Genomic DNA, 17,158 nt, shown 5'->3' on the forward strand with positions numbered 1-17,158 from the left:
GTTGGTTACTGTTTGTTTTCCTTGTTTTTGTCGCCCTTTTCGGAGGCATCTTCGCCGGTAGCATCGGCTTCGCCCTGCTCCTCCTCCAGCTTATCAAATTCGCTTTCATAATCCGGCAGATCATCAAATTCGGACAGATCGAAATCTTCCAGGCCGAATTCCTCAAGATCATCTTCGGGTTCCGGTTCCGGTTCCGGTTCCGGTTCGGGTTCAGCTTCGGGCGCTTCGGGCTCTGCTGGCGACTGGGGCTCTTCCGACGTCTCCCCTTCCGTAGCCAGCAAGTCATCGATGTCGTCATCTGTTACTGGCGTATCCGCAACGGGGATGTCCTCGTCGGCAAGTGTCTCGTCAGCCAGCTCGTTATCAACCAGTTTTTCTTCGTCCGACGGCTCCGCCTCAGGCTCGGCTTCCGATTCCTGTTCAGCTTCTTTTTCGGGCTCAAGCTCCGGAATATCCTCAACCTCCGGCTCTTCCGTAGTCACCTCCGGTGGCTCTTCCTGCTTCTCCCGTTCTGGTTCCGGCTCAGGCTCGGGTTCAGCCTCTGGTTCCGGCTCAGCCTCGCTCTCGGGCTCTTCACTGGCCTCTGGTTCAGCTTCCACAACCGGTGGAGCCTCTTCTTTTTCAGGTTCGGGCTCTTGCTCCGGAGGCAAATCGTCGACGGTTTCACGATCCGCAGCGGCCGCCTTTTCTGCTTCTGCCTGGGCTTTTTTCTTGCGATAGGCGACAAACAGGCCAAAACCAAGGGCACCAGCAAGGCCAGCTCCACCGGCGCCAAGCGCCCAGATAGGCATGCCCAGGAAGCCTTCATCAGCAGGCTCTTCTGAGGGCGTAGGCACTGCCGGTTCCTCAGCCACTTCGGGAGCCGGGGTTGGCTCAGGCTCGGGAGCCGGCTCAGGCTGGGGCTCAGGCTTCGGTTCCGGGGTTGGTTCAGGCTCCGGTGCCACTTCCGGCTCGCCGACCAGTTCCGGCGATCCCGCCTGCTGGCTCAGATCGGGCACCAACGGCTCGGAGACCACTGGCACCGGCAGTTCCTCACCCGGCACAACGAATGTGGTGGTTGCACTGAATTTGCGAGAGAAGGTTTCCGCCTTGGCAATCACTTCCACCGTGTACTGACCGGTCTCCGGCAGCTTACCAACCTGGTCGCGATAAACACCGTCTTCCGGCGGTGCCTCGGGCGAGAGAACTTTTCGGCCCTTGCGACCATCACTGGCGGTAATTTCCAGCGCCACTTCCATGACATCCAGGAAGTCCGTGTCTGTCAGCTTCTCCGCGTCTTCATAAAAAGCCACTTCGATCTGGAAGGGGTCTTCCTCGGAAAACTCTGGCGGAATCTCTTTCACCGCCATGCGCATGTCGCTAACCACCGTGACCCGGCTGCCCTGGCCCAGTGTGCCCCGAATGCGCCATTCACCCGCCTGGGGGTTACTGACCGTGATCAGGTCGTAACCCGGCTCTTCCGCCCAGCGGACGTTGTCTGGCGTGTTCGCCACGGAAAACGGTTCACCATTCGGGGCAGTCAACTCGAGAGGACCTTCCTGCTCTGCGTCGCCACCGGAAAAAATCAACGCGGTAAACTCTTCCACGCCTTCATCAACGGTAAAGCCATTACCTTCAATGGGAATCTGTTCCTGGGGTACGGCGGTGTTGAGGGCGTTGGCAAAGGCAAGATTCAGGGCGTCTGCACTCTGGGCCAGACGGAAACTGCCACCAGTCGTACGCGCCAGTTCACGCAGAAACTCAATGTCCGCTCGCTCGGAGAGACCCACGGTATGAATGGTGAGACCCTGCTCGGCAAGTCCGGCGACCAGGTCCTGAAGAATCCGTTTTTCTTCCGCCCGGTCAGCGGCATCCCCCTCGGGAATATCCACCTTGCCGTCACTCAGGAGAATCAGGTGAGTGTTTTCCAGCGTCCCGCCCGACAGCCAGTCGTCACTGGCTTTCTCAATGGCCAGGCCAAGGTTGGTGTGCAATGCCACGGAGTTGATCTGCTCGGACCGGTCAATGGCCATCTGGCGCCAGTCGTCGTCAATGGCCCCATGTGGCACCAGCATGTTGACGTACTGCCCGAAGGTCCAGAGCCCGGCAGAGGCGTCTTCGGGTAGCATCCGGGCCAGCAGGCGCACTGCCGGCCGGCGCAGGTTTTCCGGGTCGGTTTCCTTCATGGAACCGGAGATGTCCACGACAATCCTGACGTCCGCCTGTTCGGGCATGGTCAGGGCTGGATCCTGCGCGAACGCTCGCAAAGGCAGAAAAACAGCTACCAGAAACACCAGGGATAATCTGTGAAGTCGTGTCGTCATCCGTTACTTACCTCATTTTTGTTTTCTTCAGTTGCTTCTGGCTTACTTCTTAACCAGCCGGTAGCGAACCAGATCCAGAATCCACACCAGCAGCATAATTACCCCGGCAACGGCAAAGTTGAACAGGCCCCGGCCGGCCGCTTCAGTGTGGCCCAAGATGAATTCGTATCCCGTGAACAACCATGCCGGTATCCACCAACCCGCCACCTCCGGTGACTGGACCGGCGTGAGGAACAGGACAACCAGGGCGGCCAGCAATAAAGAGCGAAGGCCATACACCGGTAACAGCCGGAACAGTGCTTTCATCATGTAGAAAAACACCACGAAAGCGATGGCGTAGGCGGCCCAGAAAATTCCGTAGGCCAGTGTCGTTTCAGTATCAAGCATTTACAGAACCCAATGAATTATATGTTCTTCCCAGTCTCGCTCCGGCACGCTGTCTTCGCTGACCACCTTGCCCCGAACCGAAAGGCCGGCCCGGTGAACCGACTCCGGATCCCCGCTGCGCAGCGGATGCCACTCTGCCAGTGGTCGGCTCTCGGCCAATGTCCGGTAAGCACAGGTTCGTGGTAGCCAGTCGTAGTCGGCCACGGTATCCGGGGTTAGCACGGTACACCCCGGCACCTTCTGCAAACGTTGGTCATACACCGTACATCGGCAGCTATCCGTATTCATGTAGCGGCAAACCAGTTCGGTGTGGTAAACCTCGCCGGTGTCTTCGTCTTCAAGCTTCTGCAGGCAACATTGGCCGCAGCCATCACAAAGCGATTCCCACTCCGCTTGCGTCATCTCATGCAAGCGCTTGCGTTGCCAGAAAGGCACCTGGGCGATCATTGGCGATGCTGCTCGATCTTGCGCTTGAAGTCGACGATGTAGGTTTCCTGCTCTTCGGGCATTTGCAGATAAAAATCTTTCTCCGCCAGCGCCTCAAGCACTTCCTTGCCCGACGTTCTTGCCAACTTTTTTTCCGGGTCCAACAGCAGGTCCATGGAGTGGATCGGCTTGCCGAAGATCGAACGCAGACCTTCGGGGAGTTCCTGCCAGTCCTGGCCACGGCACACATAAATGTAGGTATCGGCTTTCTTGCTGCTGCGAAATACCGAGACAAATTGTCGGTCTGTCATTGCTTCAGAAGTTCCTCAATGTCGTTTCGTGCCGGCGTCAGCAGTTGCAGGCGCCAGCCTTCAAAAAAGGGATCACCGGCCAGGCAGCCATCTTTGACAACTTTTTCAAGACGCTTGCGCGGTGCCAGTATTTCTATCGGAATATCAAAGTCTTCCGCCACCTTCCGGACGTGCTTCTTGACCTGTCGGTAGGTAGCCTGCTGGTCACGGGTCAGGGGGCCGGGAATCAGCTCCAGGTCAGAGTGGTCCTGTTCGCGGGCATTGGCTATCAGGCTCAGGATGGTCTCGCCATAACGCCGCACGAAGCCACCCGGCACGCCCTGGACATCCTTGAGCTCTACGGCGGTGGATGGCAATCGATCTGCCACGGCAATCAGAAGCCCGTCGTTCAGCACCCGCCCCCGGGGCCGATCCAGGTGCTGGCACTCACCTTCTCGCCAGGCAACGAGGGCCTGCAACACACCCTGCTTTTCCCGGGACAAGGTCCAGCCGCCACGCAGCTTCAGGTAATGCAACTGAGCATCTGCGCTGTCCTCGCCCTGATCGGCAAAGCGTCTGGATTCCTCCTCAAAGGCCGGCTCCAGATTTCTGGCCTGCAACTGCTTTTGTACCCATTGGTACAATGGCCACAGGAAACGGATGTCATCCACCGCGTAGCGCTGCTGCTCAGGGCTCAGCGGACGGGCGAGCCAGTCGGAACGGGTGGCGGACTTGTCCAGGGTTTCCCCGAACAGGGTTTCCACCAGGCGGGCGTAGCCCACGGAAAATCCGGCACCGGCCAGGGCGGCACCAATCTGCAGATCCAGCACGCCGGCCGGGACCACACCCAGCCAGTGGCGGAACAGCTCCAGGTCCTCGCTCATGGCATAGAGCAGTTTCGGCCGGTTTGGGTCCGCCAGCACTTCGCGAAAAAGTCTGGAAGCTTCAGCGACTTCCGGCTCAACCAGCCAGAACTCGCCATTACCACCCAGTTGCACCAGGCCGGGGATGGGATAGAACGTGGAAACCCGTTCAAATTCGGTATCCAGGGCCAGGGGTTCTCTCGGGCCCAGCTTGTCCAGCCAGGTGTCCAGTGTCTCCGGACTTTCCAGCCAGCGAACGTTGTCCGGGGAAGGGGGAACTGCGATGGCCGTATCTGTTTCGGTCATAAAAAGCCTGATAGTTATTCGGCGAGGGGTTTGCGCCCCCGGAAGGCGTGGGTCAGCGTAAAGCCATCAACATAGCCCAGTTCCCCACCCACCGGAATGCCATGGGCAAGCCTGGTGATCAGGACGTTACGGCCATCCAGGCGATCAGCGATGTAGTGGGCCGTCGCCTCGCCTTCAACGGTTGGGTTGGTGGCCAGGATCATTTCGGTGACGCCTTCGCTATGAACGCGCTCAAGCAAACGCTCGATACCGATTTCCTCGGGCCCTACCCCGTCAATTGGGGAAAGATGGCCCATCAACACGAAATAGCTGCCCTTGTAATCTCCGGCCTGCTCAATGGCCAGCAGATCCGACGGGCTCTCCACCACGCAGAGGGTGCCATTACGGCGTTCGGGCTTTTCGCAGATGGGACAGAGTTCGGTGTCGGCGAAGTTCTGACAACTGTTACAGCGCCGCACACCGTCCATCGCCTGGTTCAGTGCGCCGGCGAGGCGAACACCGCCGGAACGGCCACGCTCCAGCAGGTGAAACGCCATGCGTTGGGCGGTTTTCTGGCCCACGCCCGGCAGGCACCGAAGGGATTCCACCAATTCATCAACCAGCGGGCTGAATGCCATGAAAACTCCTCAAAAAACGCGATAAAGCAAATCAGAAGGGCATCTTAAAGCCAGGCGGCATACCCATGCCCGACATCATACCGGACATCCGGTCTTTCTGGTCGGCTTCCACCCGGCGCACCGCGTCATTCACGGCGGCGGCGAGCAGGTCTTCGAGTATTTCCTTTTCTTCAGACAGCAACGAGGGATCGATATCGACCTTGCGGACGTCGTGGCGGCCGTTCATGGTCACTTTCACCAGGCCCGCACCGGCTTCGCCCGTCACCTCGGCCTTGGCCGCCTCTTCCTGGGCCTTTTTCATTTCTTCCTGCATTTGCTGGGCTTTTTTCATCAGGTCGCCCATGTTGTTCATCATCTGACTATCTCCTGCCTGAGTCGGCCGGGCGAATGCTCTCGGTAACCACCCGCCCCTCAAATTGTTCGACAATACGTTTCACCAAAGGATCCTGGGCAATGGCCTGCTCCGCAGCCTGCTGGCGTGCCGCGCGCTGCCGCTCTTCATAGGCAGCCGGCGTATGAGAGCCAGGATTCCCCTGCTCTATTTTCAGAGTTGTGGTGTCTCCAAAGCGGGATCTCAAGGCAGCCAGGATCTTTTCTTCGTGGCGTGCGTTCAGCAACCGGGCATGGCCTTCATCCAGCGTTAACACCACGGCGTTGCCGTCCATTGCCATGGCGCTGTTACTGGCCAGGTTCCCCGGCATACCGTTAATGCCCAACTGGCGGAAATCCCGCTCCCAGACGAAATCACCGGTCACCGGCGCTTCGGCTTCCACGCGGGCCGGCGCAGGCTCGCTTTCCGGCGCGACAGCGTGCTCCACCGATGTCTCCGCAACGGCGGTTTCCTGTGCCTCCGGCTCAGGCGCGGCGGGAAGTTCTGGTTCTGCCTCTAACTGCGGCTCCGGCTCGACCGGGCGCGAGTCAGGCTCAAATGGCGGAGGCTCGGGGTATTCCTCCGGCACTGGTGCAACCGGGAGCTGGTGGGCAGGCTCGGGTGCCGGGGGCGGCGTATCCAGAGCAGGCGCTTCGGCTGCTGGCTGTGGGGCCGGGCCAGGTTCGGGGTCTTCGCTGTGGGAGCCACGGTCGCTGTTGCCTGCACCAATAGCCGGTGGCTCACGACGATCCGCGCCGGGACGGAAAGCCAGCATGCGCAGCAATGTCATTTCGAACCCCATGCGGGCATCCGGTGTGACAGCGAGATCTTTGCGGCCAATCAGGGCGGTCTGGTAGAACAATTGAGCGTCTTCAGCGCTGAGCTTACGAGCCAGCGCCTGCACCTGCGCGGCATCGCCCATGGCGTTGTCGGCACTCCCAGGCACCACCTGCTCCATGGTGACCCGGTGGAACAGTGAAAGCATGTCCGAGAGAATCACGCCATAGTCTGGCGCGAATTCGGCAATGCGCCCGATCTCGGTCAGCAGGCCAGGCCCGTCGCGCTCAACCAGGGCGTTAACGATGCGTTCGATGTCTCTCTGGTCAATGGTGCCCAGCATGTTGCTGACATCACTGGCCGACAGTTTTTCATCGCCAAAGGCGATGGCCTGGTCCGTCAGGCTCAGCGCATCACGCATACTGCCATCGGCCGCCCGGGCGAGTAGCCAGAGCGCGGGCTCTTCGAACGGGATCTGTTCTTCGCCCAATACATGGCGCAGGTGACCAACGATATGCTCGGGCGTCATGCGCTTGAGGTTGAACTGCAGACAACGGGACAGCACCGTGACCGGCAATTTCTGCGGATCCGTCGTGGCCAGCAGGAACTTGACGTGCTCGGGAGGTTCTTCCAGCGTTTTCAGGAACGCGTTAAAGGACTGATTGGTGAGCATGTGCACCTCATCAATCAGGTACACCTTATAACGGCCCCGGGTCGGCGAGTACTGCACGTTATCCGTGAGTTCCCGCATGTCGTCCACGCCGGTGCGTGAAGCAGCATCGATTTCAATCAGATCAACGAACCGGCCGTCGAGGATTTCCCGACAACTGTCACACTCGCCACAGGGATTGGGCGTAATGCCGGTTTCGCAGTTCAGGCAACGGGCCAGCAGGCGGCCAATGGTGGTCTTGCCCACCCCTCGGGTGCCGGTAAACAGGTAGGCATGGTGCAACCGCTCGTGCTCAAGGGCATGGACCAGTGCCTGCAGCACATGCTCCTGCCCAACCATGTCTTCAAAGGTGCGGGGGCGCCATTTTCTGGCTAAAACCTGATAGCTCATGTTCCATCAACTGCTGTGAAAAATGGGCTTAACTCTAGCACGGACCGGAGTTGATAAGAAGAAAGGGGGAGGGAAATCTGGGGGTGACCCCATCAGCGATCCTCCGGCACACAATTCCACCGCTGCGGCTGCTCCCTTCCGGGCCTGACCGGGTTCACGGTTTCATGTTGCGGAGGCACCAATGGGGCCACCATAACGGCGTTTCAGGACTTTTCCCTGAAAGCGGCGCGCATAGTAACAGAAGGTTTCGGCCTTCACAACGCCTGGTTACCCTACAACGGCAATGGCACCTCATCCTGGCGGAACCAGCAGGCGATACTGAATCGGGTGCGGTTGGCCGGCAGCACTTCGTGGGGTATTTCCTCACTCAGAAACAACGCCGCCTTGCCATGCTCGGGACGCATCAGACCAACCACGCGCTCTTCATCTTCGGCACTGAACACCCGAAGCTCGCCACCGTCTTCCAGGCCCCAGCCTTCATTGAGATACATCACCAGGGTGACCACACGAGAGGCCCTGCCCCTGAAACTGTCCAGGTGCCGCTTGTAGAAATCGCCCGCCTCAAAGGTGGCGTAGTGGGCTTCATAGCGTTTGAGGCCCAGAAACAGGCGCCGGTTCAGCCCCGCCATAAGCTCATCAAGAAAACGGAACAGCATGGCTTGTGGTTCAGTAATACCTTCCATCCAAGCGATCTGGTCACGGCGAATGCTGCGGTCTTTCATCAGGTCTTCACCACGACCAATCCCCGCCCGGCGCATGGCTTCGGCGTTATGCAGGACACTGACCTCGTGGTGCAGCGCATCCAGAAGCCCCGCAGGCATTCGTGCAGCCAGGTCCAGCTCCATCCAGGCATGCTCGCTCAGGCCATCGGCCAGCTCATCGAGCCACAGCTCATCAAGCGCCGGGGCAGCCGCGAGCCCACCATTAAATACACCCGGCTCTTCGCCAGCTGCCTTATCGAGCTGTTGCGCCCCCATCTGCAGCCGGGGCTCAGGCATGGGGATCACCACGGCGCCAGTGTCTTCTCTGTCCATTAACAGACCTCCTGAATTTTGAGCTATTGTAAGAGCAAATGTGCTCGCGCGAAGGCTTTAATTCACTTCGCGGATAAGCAGATACACTTAAGGACAGGCCGATGCTCAGGGATCCAGGCATCATCAGCTACGGCACTGCCGCTGCGCTGTATGGAGTGCTGGCAGTGCTGGTTGCCACCCGCTACCTCAGGCGCGATATCGACCGGGCACTGTTTCTTGCCGCCATTATCAGCACCCTTTGGGCCGCTATTCTGGTGGCGCAGGCATTGCTCGGGCAGCCAGGGTTTCTGGCTCGTTACCTCCTTGAACTCTTCCGTGACAGCGCCTGGATCCTGTTGCTGTTCGCCATACTGCAAACCGCCTTGCGCCAGGGCGGACGAACGGACTCCCTTAAGAAGGGGCTCGGAATTGCGGCGGCGGTACTGGTTACATCGCTGGCCGTTCTGGGCATCGTCGAGGCCCTGTTTTCTGTCAATCTCATTACTGGTAAGCCCCGAATCATTGGGCAACTGGCGCTTTCCCTGCTCGGGCTTTCACTGGTGGAACAGATCTGGCGCAACTCACCCGCGTTTGGGCGCTCATCGCTCAAGTATCTGTGTGTCGGTACTGCCACCCTGTTTGCTTACGACTTCCTGATGTACTCCGATGCCCTGCTGTTTGGCCAAATCACCGAGCCGCTTTGGGATGCCCGGGGATTCGTGAACGCCGCACTCATCCCACTGTTCGCTGTTAATGTCCTGAACACCCGCCGGCAACCGGTGGATTTCCACCTCTCGCGCACCGCCGTTTTCCATGTGGGAACCCTGATATTCGCCGGGGGGTATCTGCTCTTCCTGGCCGCGGGCGGCTACTACGTACGAGCCATGGGAGGCGACTGGGGCGAGGCGTTGGAAGTTGTCTTCATCACCATCGCCCTGGCATTCCTGGCCACATTGATTCTGTCGCGCAGGATCCGGGCGCGGTTAATGGTTTTCATCAGCCGGAATTTCTTCGACTACAAATACGACTACCGCGAGGAATGGCTGAAGATGACCCGGGAACTGGCCAATCTTGGCGACGATCCCCCTCTGCCCGAACGGGTCATCGGAATACTGGCGGGGCTGGTGGAGAGCAATGCGGGCGCGTTATGGCTGCAGGACGATCAACAGAACTACATTCTGCAGGCGAGCCTGAACATGAACGTGCCCCGCTATACCATCATCGACAGGGATGCGGAACTGGTCATGTATCTTCAGGAACGGGAATGGATTATCGACCTGACAGATTATGAAGCCACTGCCCTGGCCCATAAACTGCCCCCTCTGCCCGACACCCTTACCAAGCTACCGAACGCCTGGCTGATTATCCCGCTCTACCTCGGCAAGGACCTGTATGGAATGGTGGTTGTTGGCAAATCCTGGGCGAACGTGGAGCTGAACTGGGAAAACTTTGACCTGATCAAGGTGGTGGCGCGCCAGAGCTGCAACTTACTGGCCCAGGCCGATGCCCAGAATCGCCTGTCGAGAGCCATGCAGTTTGAGGCGGTCAACAAGGCCACCGCGTTCATGGTTCACGACCTCAAGACACTGATCGCCCAGCTTTCCCTTATGGTCAGCAATGCCCCCAGGCACCGGAACAACCCGGCGTTTTTTGATGACATGATTGCCACCACCGACCATGCGGTCCAGAAGATGTCGAACCTGGTGGAGCAGATTCGCAATCCCATGGAGAACAATACCGAGCCGCTAACCACCACAGACCTCTGCTCCCTGCTTCTGGAAGTCACCGAAGATCTTTCGCGGCGGCTTCCCGCTCCGGTGCTTCAGCAACCGCCTGCCGATGTCATTGAGGTGCGCGCTGACCGCAAGCAATTACGAAACGTGTTAGCTCATCTGGTGCGAAATGCCCAGGACGCCACTCCGCCAGATGGCGAAGTCACCCTCAACCTGAAAACCACCAAAAGCAGTGTTGTGCTGTTTATTCAGGACAACGGCAGCGGCATGACCGAAGAATTCATCCATACCCGCTTATTCAAACCGTTCGAGAGCACCAAGGGCCTCACCGGAATGGGTATCGGCGCCTACCAGGCCAAGGAATACATCCGGGAGCTTGGCGGTGATATGGATGTCACCAGCGAACCCGGTGTGGGGTCGTGCTTTTCCATCAAACTGCCTCTTGCCCACCCCGACAACTCACCATCCAAGCATGCCGAACCATTCTCTGACATCGATGAACCGGATAGTGCGCCAATAAATCGTCACAAAAAACTATTTTCAGCAATCAGCGTTGCAAAGCGTCAATAATCAGTTATAACTCAGGTCAGGAATGGCTAAAACATAACCATGTGTCAGCCATTCCTGACCTGACAATAATATCGATCAAAGGACTGGTTGTTGCCGTGAAGCATTTGCTGATAGTTGAGGACGACCCGGGCCTGCAAAGCCAGATGCGCTGGTGTTTCAGCGAGGACATTGAGGTATCGGTCGTCGCTGATCGCACATCGGCGTTGGCTATCCTTCGCCGTCTGGAGCCCCAGGTGGTAACACTTGATCTCGGATTGCCTCCAGACCCCGGCGGCGCGACGGAGGGGTTTGCCCTTTTGGAAGACATCCTGAAACTGGCTCCGGCCACCAAGGTCATTGTTGTCACCGGAAGGGAAGATCGTGAGAATGCCATCAAGGCGATCGGCATGGGTGCGAGTGATTTTTACCAGAAGCCATTGGATGCGGACATTCTTACCTTTGTCGTTAATCGTGCCTTCCGCCTCGCCGAGCTGGAAAAAGAAAACAGCGAACTGACCAGCGGCAGTACCTACTCCAACATCAAAGGCATTGTCGCGGCCAGCCCGGAAATGCTGGCCATTTGCCGTACCATCGAAAAAGTAGCTCCAACGGATGTGACCACGCTGATTACCGGCGAAACCGGTACCGGCAAGGAACTGCTGGCGCGGGCCCTGCACGACCGCAGCCCCCGGTCAGAAAAGCCTTTTGCGGCCATCAACTGTGCTGCCATTCCCGAAAACCTTCTGGAAAGCGAACTCTTTGGTTTCGAAAAAGGCTCTTTCACCGGCGCGACCCAGGCAAAGAAAGGCAAGATTGAAAGCGCCAATGGCGGCACCCTGTTCCTCGACGAAATTGGCGACATGCCAATGGCCCTGCAGGCGAAACTGCTTCGCTTCCTGCAGGAACGGGTCGTGGACCGGGTAGGCTCAGTCAACCCCATACCCGTGGACGTGCGGGTGGTCTGCGCTACCCATCGCAACGTCCAGGAACTGGTGGATCAGGGGGAATTCCGGGAAGATCTTTATTACCGCATCGCCGAAATCACTCTGGACGTTCCCGCCCTGCGTGAACGCAACGGGGATGCCCTGGTAATTGCCCGCTCTCTGCTCAAGCAGCTGGGTACTGACATGGACCGCCCCAACCTGTGCTTCGCCGAGGATGCAGTCCAGGCCATCAATGGCTACCACTGGCCTGGCAACGTCCGGGAAATGATCAACAAGATCAAACGAGCCATCATCATGGCTGACGGCAAACGGGTGTCGGCCGATGATCTTCAGTTGGAGCAGTCGGACGAAGACCATGCCAACCAGTTGAATCTCCGGCAGGTTCGGGAAAAAGCAGAACGCGGCGCCATCGTCCAGGCCCTTCAGAACACTGGTTTCAATATGTCCAGGGCGTCGCGGCTCCTGGGCGTTACCCGGCCCACCCTTTATAACCTGACGGACAAGTACCGCATTGAAACATCCACGCCCGTGTCCACGTCCTGAGCCTTGGCACCGGGGCTTGCCCCGCTCATTGTCATACCTATCAAGGAGGAGCCCAAACAATGAAAACATTCGGCCTCAAAGCCAGACATCCCCTGCTCGCACTGCTGGCGACAGGCGTCATCCTGCTGCCCCTTCTGACAGGCTGTAACGGCGGCGATTCATCGAATACCGATGAAGCGGCGTCTCACATTGAACGGGCAGAAACCTACACCGATCAGGGGCAGTACCGCTCGGCGTTGCTCGAAGTCAGAAATGCCATCAAGGCAGACCCGGACAACGTCGATCATGTGGTCATGCTCGCCGAACTCTACCTGGACATTGGAGCCGCCAGGGAAGCTGCGGAGCTCCTTGAGCCGTGGATGGAAGGCCACGCCAGCGACGTGGCCCTGCCGTTAGCCACCGCCTACGTGCGCCTGGGCAAACACCTGTCCGCCCGGGAAACCCTGGACCAATATCAGCCACAAAGCCCCGTCCAGCAAACCGAAGCAAGCCTGTTGCGGGCCGAGGCACTGCGGCTTTCGGGAGATGCAACCGAAGCGCTGTCACTGTTTCGCAACCTGATGGAGAACCACCCATCCAACCCTCAGGCGGTGGTTGGCACCTTGCGGGCGCAGTTGGACCTCAACCAGGCCAGCCAAGCCGTGCGCACCGCTAACGACTGGCTGGAGCAAAACCCTCCAGAGCCCCAGGTTCGCTATTGGAAAGGCGCCGCCCAGTATCAGGAAAATGACCTGGATGGCGCGGCCCAGACCCTCACTGACGCGGCCAGCGAGTTGCCGGCCTCGGATGTATTCCTCCCGGTACGACGCAACATCCTGACGCTGTTGTCCCGGGTACTGACCGAACAGGGCAAGGCGGTGGAGGCTCAGGTGTATAACAAGATCCTTGCCGAACACCAGGACACCACCGCGCGCGAACAGGGAGAAGCAGCCATCGCAGCACTGCAGGAAGGCAATGTTGACGAGGCCAAGCGAATTCTCGGAGATATGCTGGAGATGGATCCGGACAACCGGGCTGCTGCGCTAATGCTCGGTGCCCTGAGTACCAGCACCGGTAATGCCGAAGAAGGGAGTCGGCTGCTGGCCGAAAACCTGGACCCGGAAACCACGCCGACACCCTTTCTGCGTTCCGCCACCATGGCACAGATCGACACCGGCAAACGGGAAGAGGCCCTGCAGACACTGGAGCGCGCCATGGAGGCCCGCCCCAATGACAATGACATCCTTGCCATGCACGGCATTCTTGCCCTGTCTTTTGACGATGAGGAGCGTCAGACAGCTGGCATCGCAAGCCTGCAGAAGGCCATCAACAACGAACCAGAGCGCACCCGCCTGCGCCTGGCACTGGCCCATCACTACATAACATCTGGACAGCCCGACGCTGCCATCACCCAGCTTCTGGAAGTGGCGCGCCTCACACCTGATCGTATTGAAGCGTTACAACAGGCCACCAGGCTTTACGCCCGAAGCCATCCGCCCCAGGACACTGTGGATTGGCTCGATGGTTTGGCAGAACAAACTCCGGAGTTGGAACAAAACGCTGATGTACTCGCTGCGCTCGTCAACATTGGAGTGGGTAACCTTGCACAGGCACGGGAACGTCTTGCCCCGTACCAGCAAACCGACTCCGAGTATGTAAAGCAGGCTGACATTGAGCTCCTACTGGCAGAAACCCGCGCTGCGGTGAATGCCGGTAACTACGAAACAGCCCGGGCCAAAGCCTCGGAAGCCATTGGTTTGGCGCCCAACTCCTTGCGGGTGTTATTGCTCCCGGCAGCCATCTCCCAGGCCGAGGGCGACCTTGATCGTGCCCTGGAAGAAATTGATGCGGCGGAAGAGGTAACCGGTAAAGCCGGCCCAACGATTATCGCCCGCACGTCTGTGCTCGAAGCCAATAATGGCACCACGCAGGCGTTCGACTATCTGTTTTCCCAGTGGCAGGAACAACGGCGTGATGTGCTCATTCCGCCCTTGTTAAGACTGGCACGGAGCGAAGGCGCCGAGGCTCTGGGCTCGGTGACCCAAGCGTGGATCGAGCAGCAGCCTCAGAACCCGGCCGCCAATATGGCGCGGGCAGACTGGCTGGTAAGCGACGGCCAGGAGCAACTGGCCATAAGCCACTATGAAACGGTTCTGGACAGCAACCCCGGCAACCCCGCAGCCCTGAACAACCTGGCCTGGGTTCTCCGGGAAAGTGACCCCCAGCGGGCTCTGGCTCTCTCCGAACAAGCCTCCCAAAAAGCAGCAGACAACCCCATGGTATTGGACACCTATGGTTGGCTGCTGCACCTGGCTGGCCAGAATGACGAAGCCATCCGTGTTCTTGAACAGGCCGTTGCCCTGGCTCCGGAGAACGAAGAAATCTCCGCACATCTGGAAGCCGCCCGGGAGGCGTTGTAAACCAGACTGACAGTCCGCTCGGCAATTCTGTTACATGCGAATTGCCGAGCGGCTTCAAACCCTTCTTCCACGGCCGTTGTCGAAATCCTTTACACACGCCTTCCAAAACAAAATTATTTACCATTAATTTCAACACCTTAACAACTGGCACGGTTATCGCTACCAATATTATAAGCTTCGGGGAGCACCCGACCGGTGCCAAACCATTCGTGAGGATGGGACGGAAAGCCAAGGATCTCTCAAGCAAAGGAGACCGCCTGGTTGCAAAGCAAACTACAAGGAATTAGAGCTAACAACCGGAGATACTCTCATGAAACTCAAACTTATCGTAGCGGCGGTCGCTGTATCTGCCTGGGCTACCTCAGCAAGTGCTCTTGTGAGCACCACAAGTCCCGACCCGGGAAACCCCAACCTGCAGTCAATTCTTGATGGCATTACCGTGGGAGGCGACTCTTCCGTGAATGCCTATGAAGACTACCTGGACGACGGAATGGACAGTTATTGGCAGGTAGCCGGGTCTGGCGGCTCTGTCAGCACATTCGTTATCGAGATCGCGGGCAACTCGAACATCAACACCTTTGGGGTCTATGACAGATACGACTCAGGCTCCTGGGTCGAGCTGTTCAGCGGTCCACAAACAACCGGATCGCAATCCTTGCTCTCGATTCTGGCGGATGGTTCCGTGGTTGTGAACTTTGACGACACAACGGTTGATTTTGCCGCCAACGAATTTGGCTTCTACATGGGCACCAGCGACGGCCCCCTGTTTTATTCAGACAGCCTTCTGAATGGCGATAACGATCAGATGGTTGCCTATAACGGCACCGGAGATCAAATCCAGATTGATCCGTTCTCTGCGGGGCCCTGGATTCCTGGCGAGTATATTCTGGCCTGGGAAGACGTGCTCTACGCCAACTCGGATCAGGACTTCAATGATCTGGTAGTCATTGTCGAATCCGTGGTCCCGGTACCCGAGCCCGGCACCCTGGCGCTGCTGGGACTGGGCCTTGCTGGCCTCGGAGCCGCACGCCGCCGTCAGAAAGCCTGACCAGAACACAGGGAAAGCCAGCTCCGGCTGGCTTTTCTTGTATCTCTCGCTTTTGCGTACCCATAATGTCGTAAGAGACACGCGACAGGTCGGCCCGAGACGATGTTAAGGAAGACACTGGACAACCTTCATTTATACCGCCCTTATCTGCTGGTTACCGCAGTATCCGTCGTTCTTTTTTTTCCTACCTGGGCCCGGCTCTTCGGGCAATGGCTCGAATTCGAGCAGGTACTTGCCCACGGTCTGGCAACCGGTATTATTTTCCTCATCCTGCTGGTGATCCATCCACCTCACGCTCCCGGTAAAAAGCCTGGCCTGATCCAGGAACATAGTCTGGCCGGTGCGGTATTACTGGTCCTGGTAACATTGGCATGGGCACTGGTGGAACTGGTGCGTATCGATACCCTGAGCTACCTGCTATTGCCCGCCGGCATGCTGTGCGTCGCCTGGACCCTGCTGGGATTAAACAGCGCTTTACGGTTTCTGCCCTACGTATTGCTGTTATCCCTCTCGCTACCAATCTGGGCAGACTTCATACCCGCTCTGGTTGCCCTTGCCAGTGCGGTGGTCAGTTATTGGATCCAGTTGTTCGATATGACCGCACTGATTGAAGGCAATTCGATCACCCTGCCCTGGGGCCGGTTGATCATTGCCGACGGCTGCTCCGGCATTCGCTACTTCGCCATCTCCATTCTGCTTGCCGCAGTTGTCTCCATTCTTAACGATTACCGCTGGAAGGGCTGGATGGGACTGGTAACAGCGGCCATGGTGATTGGCCTGATCGCCAACTGGGTGCGCATTTTCATGCTGGTGGTGATCGGCTATCAAAGCCGGATGCAAAGCCCGTTACTGACCGATCACGAGATGCTGGGCTGGCTGGTGTACGGTGCTTTCATTCTTCCGGCGCTGTATTTTGCGCCCGCTCGTCGACGGACCGTCCATGTGCCTGAGACTCAGCCGACCACGATCTTCCGCAAGGGGTTTGCGGCGCTGGTTATCGCTTTCCTGGTTGGACCACTTGCGATTAACCTGGCCCAGTTTACCGCCACAGCCGCCCCGGCATGGAAGCCGGGTAACTCCGAACTCAAGCCGGTCGAGCCGTCGCAACTTCCTGTCACGCTGAGACTACCCGCCAGCCTGAACCAGGAACTCTGGCAGGACGGTGATGGCGTCTGGGTATCCCTGGCACAATCCGTCCGTTCACCCGCCACAGACCACAAGCTGGTGCCCTACCTGCGCCCCACCATCGATGGTGAACTTTGGCTAAAGGCTGACACCCGGAACAATATCAACATCTACCAACACCTGATAAACCGCCAGAAGGTGGCTGTTTCCCAGTGGTACCAGGTGGGTAGCTACCGGGCCTATAGCTACCGCGACGCCAAGCTTCTGCAAATACCGGCTACACTCAAGGGAGAAAGCCGGTTTGCCTTGGTCACACTGCTTGCGGCCTGCTCGCCGCTGAGCTGTGACGATGCAACGGCCGCCATCAACGAACGGCTTGATACCATCCGTTTACATAATCGGTAG

The 17,158-nt window shown here is 58.3% G+C and carries 14 protein-coding genes, 1 other RNA gene and 1 riboswitch; of the genes, 5 read left to right on the top strand and 10 right to left on the bottom strand.

The features are described from left to right. Positions 1-5: 5 nt before the first annotated feature. The 10 genes from BY454_RS03285 to BY454_RS03330 form a co-directional block, all read right to left on the bottom strand. Positions 6-2,303, bottom strand: coding sequence for a vWA domain-containing protein (locus tag BY454_RS03285; RefSeq protein ID WP_104415344.1), 2,298 nt, complete (start codon positions 2,301-2,303; stop codon positions 6-8). A gap of 42 nt (positions 2,304-2,345) precedes the next feature. Next, positions 2,346-2,690 carry a hypothetical protein gene (locus BY454_RS03290; protein ID WP_104415343.1) on the bottom strand — a complete coding sequence of 115 codons (345 nt, stop codon included), beginning with the start codon at positions 2,688-2,690 and terminating at the stop codon, positions 2,346-2,348. Next, entirely contained in the window at positions 2,691-3,137 is a 447-nt protein-coding gene (locus BY454_RS03295; RefSeq protein ID WP_104415342.1) for a YcgN family cysteine cluster protein, read from the bottom strand. After that, a complete protein-coding gene (locus BY454_RS03300; protein WP_104415341.1) occupies positions 3,134-3,427 on the bottom strand; it encodes a YcgL domain-containing protein in 294 nt (97 codons plus the stop codon). Before BY454_RS03300 ends, BY454_RS03295 begins: the two co-directional genes overlap by 4 nt. Continuing rightward, positions 3,424-4,575, bottom strand: coding sequence for a ribonuclease D (locus tag BY454_RS03305; protein WP_104415340.1), 1,152 nt, complete (start codon positions 4,573-4,575; stop codon positions 3,424-3,426). The genes BY454_RS03300 and BY454_RS03305 overlap by 4 nt, the downstream gene beginning before the upstream one ends. A 14-nt stretch (positions 4,576-4,589) precedes the next feature. Beyond that, a complete protein-coding gene (gene recR, locus BY454_RS03310) occupies positions 4,590-5,192 on the bottom strand; it encodes a recombination mediator RecR (protein WP_104415339.1) in 603 nt (200 codons plus the stop codon). Positions 5,193-5,223: 31 nt separating this feature from the next. Then, positions 5,224-5,547, bottom strand: coding sequence for a YbaB/EbfC family nucleoid-associated protein (locus tag BY454_RS03315; RefSeq protein WP_104415338.1), 324 nt, complete (start codon positions 5,545-5,547; stop codon positions 5,224-5,226). A 4-nt stretch (positions 5,548-5,551) separates the two neighbouring features. After that, positions 5,552-7,399 carry a DNA polymerase III subunit gamma/tau gene (gene dnaX, locus BY454_RS03320; protein WP_104415337.1) on the bottom strand — a complete coding sequence of 616 codons (1,848 nt, stop codon included), beginning with the start codon at positions 7,397-7,399 and terminating at the stop codon, positions 5,552-5,554. An 87-nt stretch (positions 7,400-7,486) separates the two neighbouring features. Then, positions 7,487-7,583, bottom strand: an RNA gene (ffs, locus tag BY454_RS03325) — signal recognition particle sRNA small type. 88 nt (positions 7,584-7,671) lie between these two features. Beyond that, entirely contained in the window at positions 7,672-8,433 is a 762-nt protein-coding gene (locus tag BY454_RS03330) for a 2OG-Fe(II) oxygenase (protein ID WP_258075548.1), read from the bottom strand. Between the two features lie 101 nt (positions 8,434-8,534). On the opposite strand from BY454_RS03330, the gene prsK reads away from it, so the two are divergent. The 5 genes from prsK (at position 8,535) to BY454_RS03355 (ending at position 17,158) form a co-directional block, all read left to right on the top strand. Next, complete coding sequence (gene prsK / locus BY454_RS03335; protein WP_104415336.1) at positions 8,535-10,715, top strand: XrtA/PEP-CTERM system histidine kinase PrsK; 2,181 nt, start codon at positions 8,535-8,537, stop codon at positions 10,713-10,715. 95 nt (positions 10,716-10,810) lie between these two features. Beyond that, the gene (prsR, locus tag BY454_RS03340; RefSeq protein WP_104415369.1) at positions 10,811-12,181 is read left to right on the top strand and encodes a PEP-CTERM-box response regulator transcription factor; all 1,371 of its coding nucleotides are present in this window, start codon (positions 10,811-10,813) and stop codon (positions 12,179-12,181) included. 59 nt (positions 12,182-12,240) lie between these two features. Next, on the top strand, positions 12,241-14,580 hold the full coding sequence (locus BY454_RS03345; protein WP_104415335.1) for a tetratricopeptide repeat protein: 2,340 nt from the start codon (positions 12,241-12,243) through the stop codon (positions 14,578-14,580). Between the two features lie 187 nt (positions 14,581-14,767). Then, a riboswitch (cyclic di-GMP riboswitch) is annotated at positions 14,768-14,849 on the top strand. Positions 14,850-14,890: 41 nt separating this feature from the next. Then, entirely contained in the window at positions 14,891-15,628 is a 738-nt protein-coding gene (locus BY454_RS03350; RefSeq protein ID WP_104415334.1) for a PEP-CTERM sorting domain-containing protein, read from the top strand. A 102-nt stretch (positions 15,629-15,730) separates the two neighbouring features. Further along, entirely contained in the window at positions 15,731-17,158 is a 1,428-nt protein-coding gene (locus BY454_RS03355; protein ID WP_104415333.1) for an exosortase/archaeosortase family protein, read from the top strand.

This window comes from Marinobacter persicus, assembly GCF_002934325.1.
GTDB classification, from domain to species: Bacteria; Pseudomonadota; Gammaproteobacteria; order Pseudomonadales; family Oleiphilaceae; genus Marinobacter; species Marinobacter persicus_A.

Excerpts from the sequence above, each read along its gene's own strand:
- BY454_RS03285 (WP_104415344.1), bottom strand. The coding sequence starts at position 2,303 with ATGACGACACGACTTCACAGATTATCCCTGGTGTTTCTGGTAGCTGTT.
- BY454_RS03290 (WP_104415343.1), bottom strand. The coding sequence starts at position 2,690 with ATGCTTGATACTGAAACGACACTGGCCTACGGAATTTTCTGGGCCGCC.
- BY454_RS03295 (WP_104415342.1), bottom strand. The coding sequence starts at position 3,137 with ATGATCGCCCAGGTGCCTTTCTGGCAACGCAAGCGCTTGCATGAGATG.
- BY454_RS03300 (WP_104415341.1), bottom strand. The coding sequence starts at position 3,427 with ATGACAGACCGACAATTTGTCTCGGTATTTCGCAGCAGCAAGAAAGCC.
- BY454_RS03305 (WP_104415340.1), bottom strand. The coding sequence starts at position 4,575 with ATGACCGAAACAGATACGGCCATCGCAGTTCCCCCTTCCCCGGACAAC.
- recR (WP_104415339.1), bottom strand. The coding sequence starts at position 5,192 with ATGGCATTCAGCCCGCTGGTTGATGAATTGGTGGAATCCCTTCGGTGC.
- BY454_RS03315 (WP_104415338.1), bottom strand. The coding sequence starts at position 5,547 with ATGATGAACAACATGGGCGACCTGATGAAAAAAGCCCAGCAAATGCAG.
- dnaX (WP_104415337.1), bottom strand. The coding sequence starts at position 7,399 with ATGAGCTATCAGGTTTTAGCCAGAAAATGGCGCCCCCGCACCTTTGAA.
- BY454_RS03330 (WP_258075548.1), bottom strand. The coding sequence starts at position 8,433 with ATGGACAGAGAAGACACTGGCGCCGTGGTGATCCCCATGCCTGAGCCC.
- prsK (WP_104415336.1), top strand. The coding sequence starts at position 8,535 with ATGCTCAGGGATCCAGGCATCATCAGCTACGGCACTGCCGCTGCGCTG.
- BY454_RS03345 (WP_104415335.1), top strand. The coding sequence starts at position 12,241 with ATGAAAACATTCGGCCTCAAAGCCAGACATCCCCTGCTCGCACTGCTG.
- BY454_RS03350 (WP_104415334.1), top strand. The coding sequence starts at position 14,891 with ATGAAACTCAAACTTATCGTAGCGGCGGTCGCTGTATCTGCCTGGGCT.
- BY454_RS03355 (WP_104415333.1), top strand. The coding sequence starts at position 15,731 with ATGTTAAGGAAGACACTGGACAACCTTCATTTATACCGCCCTTATCTG.